This window comes from uncultured Abyssibacter sp., from assembly GCF_964000955.1.
GTDB lineage: Bacteria > Pseudomonadota > Gammaproteobacteria > Nevskiales > OUC007 > Abyssibacter.
The window spans coordinates 1-4,023 of the sequence record NZ_CAXFCL010000302.1 but is presented as its reverse complement, the minus strand read 5'-3'; the positions used below and the strand labels follow the sequence as shown (position 1 = coordinate 4,023).

Annotated in this window: 5 protein-coding genes; 3 read left to right on the top strand and 2 right to left on the bottom strand. The window is 65.7% G+C overall.

The features are described from left to right. Together ABNS06_RS14425 and dnaJ are read left to right on the top strand one after the other, a co-directional pair. On the top strand, positions 1–666 hold a 666-nt coding region (locus ABNS06_RS14425), incomplete at its 5' end, for an Hsp70 family protein (RefSeq protein ID WP_348675295.1). A gap of 87 nt (positions 667–753) precedes the next feature. Further along, complete coding sequence (gene dnaJ / locus ABNS06_RS14420; RefSeq protein WP_348675294.1) at positions 754–1,857, top strand: molecular chaperone DnaJ; 1,104 nt, start codon at positions 754–756, stop codon at positions 1,855–1,857. 12 nt (positions 1,858–1,869) lie between these two features. On the opposite strand, the gene ABNS06_RS14415 is transcribed toward dnaJ, so the two are convergent. Continuing rightward, positions 1,870–2,325, bottom strand: a complete 456-nt coding sequence (locus tag ABNS06_RS14415; protein WP_348675293.1) for a hypothetical protein — start codon at positions 2,323–2,325, stop codon at positions 1,870–1,872. Between the two features lie 85 nt (positions 2,326–2,410). Between ABNS06_RS14415 and dapB the strand changes: the two genes are divergently transcribed. Next, positions 2,411–3,211, top strand: coding sequence for a 4-hydroxy-tetrahydrodipicolinate reductase (dapB, locus tag ABNS06_RS14410; protein WP_348675292.1), 801 nt, complete (start codon positions 2,411–2,413; stop codon positions 3,209–3,211). A gap of 64 nt (positions 3,212–3,275) precedes the next feature. On the opposite strand, the gene ABNS06_RS14405 is transcribed toward dapB, so the two are convergent. Further along, the coding region (locus ABNS06_RS14405; protein ID WP_348675291.1) for a hypothetical protein at positions 3,276–4,023 on the bottom strand (748 nt) is incomplete at its 5' end.

Genomic DNA, 4,023 nt, shown 5'->3' with positions numbered 1-4,023 from the left:
CGCAAGTCGGAAGTGTTCTCCACGGCCGAGGACAACCAGCCGGCAGTGACGGTGCACGTGCTCCAGGGTGAGCGCGAACAGTCGAGCGCCAACAAGTCGCTGGGCCGTTTCGATCTGTCCGACATCCCGCCGGCGCCGCGCGGTACGCCGCAGATCGAAGTCACCTTCGACATCGACGCGAACGGCATCCTCAACGTGTCGGCCAAGGACAAGGCGACCGGCAAGAGCCAGTCCATCGTCATCAAGGCCAGCTCCGGTCTGTCGGATGACGAGATCGAGAAGATGGTCAAGGACGCCGAGGCGCATGCCGAGGACGACAAGAAGTTCGCCGATCTGATCAACGCCCGGAACCAGGCGGAAGGCTTGATCCACGGTGTCGAGAAGACGCTGAAGGATCTTGGCGACAAGGTCGAGGCCGACGAGAAGTCCGCCGTCGAAACCGCCATCAGCGAGTTGCAGGAAGCGCTGAAGGGCGACGACAAGGACGCCATCGAGGCGAAGACCCAGGCGCTGGCCGAGGCTTCCGCCAAGATCGCCGAGAAGGCCTACGCGGCCGAGGGCGGCGCCGAAGGGGCCGCTGCCGGAGCCGAGGCATCGGGCGCGGACGACGACGTGGTCGACGCCGAGTTCGAGGAAGTGAACGACGACGAGAAGAAGAGCGCCTGATCGAGGCGTGACAAGGAGCGGGCGGACGCCAGGATTGGCCCGCTCGCTCCTTTTTTATTTGGTTAGAACGGGGTTTGGCCGAGCGCCATGAGCAAACGCGACTACTACGAAGTCCTGGGTGTCGGCCGTGATGCGGGCGCCGACGAGCTGAAGAAGGCCTACCGCCGGCTGGCGATGAAGAATCACCCGGACCGTAATCCGGGTGATGCCGAGGCCGAGGGACGCTTCAAGGAGGCTTCCGAAGCCTACGAAGTGTTGTCCGACGACCAGAAGCGGGCGGCCTATGATCGCTACGGCCACGATGGTGTCGCCGGTGCTGCCGGTGGCGGTTTTGGCGGCGGTGGCTTTGGTGACATCTTCGGCGATGTGTTTTCCGACATTTTCGGAGGCGGCGGCGCGCGCGCGGCGCGCGGCGCGGATCTTCGCTACGACCTGCCGATCGATCTCGAGGATGCGGTCAACGGCGTCGAGGAAACCATCCACATCCCGACCTGGGACGAGTGCGAAACCTGCGACGGCACCGGCGCCAAGCCCGGAACGGACCCCAAGACCTGTCCGTCCTGCAGCGGTGTCGGACAGATCCGGATGCAGCAGGGCTTCTTCTCGGTGCAGCAGACCTGCCCGACCTGCCGTGGCCGTGGCGAGGTGATCGCCGATCCGTGTCGGGACTGCTCGGGCCGGGGTCGGGTCGAGGGCGAGAAAACCCTGTCGGTGAAGATTCCGCCGGGCGTGAACACCGGTGACCGCATCCGTCTGACCGGAGAAGGCGAAGCCGGTGACCGCGGCGCGCCGCCCGGCGACCTCTACGTTCAGATCAACGTGCGTCCGCACGACGTGTTCGAGCGTGACGGCAACGACCTGCGCTGCGCGGTGCCACTGTCGTTCGTGACCGCCGCGCTGGGCGGCGAGATCGAGGTGCCGACGCTGAAGGGCCGGGCAACGCTGAAGATTCCGGAGGGCACCCAGTCCGGTCGTACCTTCCGGCTGCGCGGCAAGGGCGCTCCCAGCGTCCGTGGCGCCGGGATCGGCGATCTGCTTTGCACGGTGCGCATCGAGACGCCGGTGCATCTGTCAGCCAAGCAGAAAGCGCTGCTGGCCGAGTTCGGCGAGACTGTGGGCGAGAAGCACAGCCCGGAAGAACAGAGCTGGATGGCGAAGGCGAGACGCTTTTTCGAAGAGCGGGTGAAGTAGGCCACGATCTCGTCAGTGGCGGGCGCGGCGGCGCAGCCACCATCCGAGCAGCTGCGAGATCACCGCGGCGATCAGAAAGGCCGGAAACGCCATGACCAGTGTCAGGCGGAATCCGCTGGCCTGCGTGATGCGCGAATCGGCGATCCGCTGCTGCCACCACGCATAACCCCCGACGATCCGTTGGCGGATCGTGGCTTCCCCCGTCGCTACCTGCACACAGTGAAAGGCATCAAGGCACCCGGTGGCCGTCCGCGCCAATCGCAGCGGAACCGGGGATTGTTGAATCTGCCCCCATTGCAGCACCGCGGCACCCGAGCCGGTGGCGATCACGACGGGCATGGCGTCCGGCAACGTGGCCGGCGTGAACTGCTCGCGGCTGGACAGCGCGAACGCGGCCATGCAGCCGGCGAAGACCACCGCCAGTACCAGCAGACGGATGATCAGTCGGATGATGGGGGAATCGAGCATCGTCGGGCCATGCGGATCGCGGTGCGCTTGCGCGGGGTCGCGGTGAACGGATAATCAGCCGCCATTCTCCAAGCAAGGCATCGGGATGTCGACGAAGGTATGCGTGTTGGGCGCCGGCGGGCGCATGGGCCAGTCCGTGATGCGGGCGCTGAGCGAGCGACAGGACACGACCCTGGTGGCCGCCGTGGATCGCCCCGACGGTCCTGTCGTGGGCAGGGACTGTGGCGCGCTGATCGGACTGGAGCCGGCAGGCGTGACGGTGAGCGGCTCGCTGGAGGACGGACTGGTTGCCGGCGCAACCGTCATCGACTTTTCCACGCCGGCCGCACTGGTGGCCGCATTACCACTGCTGCAAGACGCGGGTTCCCCGCTGGTGACCGGCACCACCGGGCTCACCGACGAGCAGCTGCAGACGCTGGAACAGGCGTCCCGAACCATTCCGGTGCTGCGTGCCGACAACTTCTCGGTGGGCGTGGTGCTGATGCGCATGCTGGCCCGCAAGGCGGCCGAGGTGCTGGGTCAGCAGGCCGACGTGGAGATCATCGAGGCGCATCACCGCAGAAAGGTGGATGCTCCGTCCGGAACCGCGCTTGCGATCGGGCGATCCGTCGCGCAGGGGCTAGGGGTGGATTTGCAGGATCATGCGGACTGGACCCGCTACGGCCAGGTCGGGCCTCGCGGAGAGGGTAGGATCGGTTTCTCCGTGATTCGCGGAGGCGACATCGTTGGGGAGCACACCGCGCTGTTCGCAATGGATGGCGAGCGTGTCGAACTGACGCATCGCGCGACCGACCGGATGATTTTTGCGCGTGGGGCGGCGCGCGCGGCCGCCTGGCTGGGTTCGCAGCCGCCAGGTCTTTACGAGCTGGAAGACCTGATGCGCTAGTCGCTCGACTTCAGTGGCATGGAACCGGGTGGCGCGTAGCCACCCGGTTCGCATCAGCTTGCCGCTAGAACGCGGTCTGTCCGCAGTTGCTGTAGTCGTAGCTGAACACCACGCTTTCCACCGGTTGCTGGCCGACGCCAAAGCTGAAGTCAGCGGTGAACGTGCCGTTCTGGAACTCCGTCGCGATATCGAACGCGTAGCTTCCATCGCCGCGGTCCACGGCGTAGACGGAGTTGCCTGTTCCCGCCGGGTCCAGGAACGTGCGGGCGGTCGGGAACACCAGCGACGATGAATCAATGCTGACCACGAGCGCATGGCCCGGGCCGGTTTCGCTGCCGGAGTGTTCGGGGCGGAAGATCACCGTCCTCTCGAAGTCGCCGAACTCGCCGCAGCCCAGCGTGGTCGACAGCGGATTGGCGCCGGTCGGGAGCAGGGCGCCTTCACCAAACGGCTCGTGATAGCCCAGGTCCAGTGCGCCAGTGTCCAAGGTGCCATCGACCTGGGTGCTGGTGTCCTCCAGTCCCTCACCAAATGCACTGCGCGTCGTGTAGAAGTCTTCCGAGGCATTGTCGGGACCGAGATAGAAGCTGGCCGTGAAATCCGGATTCGCGACCAGTGCGTCGCCGCCGACGGCCGTCACCAGATCGTTCGATCCGATTGGTGAACCCAGAGTGAGCACATCCTCGATGTTGTTGAACTCGACGAGGTTGCCTTCCACGGACTCTCCGTCATCGGTGGTTGGCCCCTGGTAGTTTTCCATGCCGGTGGCGAAGCTGGTGTCGCCGTCGTCGTTCAACCACAGGATGTTGTCG

Excerpts from the sequence above, each read along its gene's own strand:
- dapB (WP_348675292.1), top strand. The coding sequence starts at position 2,411 with ATGTCGACGAAGGTATGCGTGTTGGGCGCCGGCGGGCGCATGGGCCAG.
- dnaJ (WP_348675294.1), top strand. The coding sequence starts at position 754 with ATGAGCAAACGCGACTACTACGAAGTCCTGGGTGTCGGCCGTGATGCG.
- ABNS06_RS14415 (WP_348675293.1), bottom strand. The coding sequence starts at position 2,325 with ATGCTCGATTCCCCCATCATCCGACTGATCATCCGTCTGCTGGTACTG.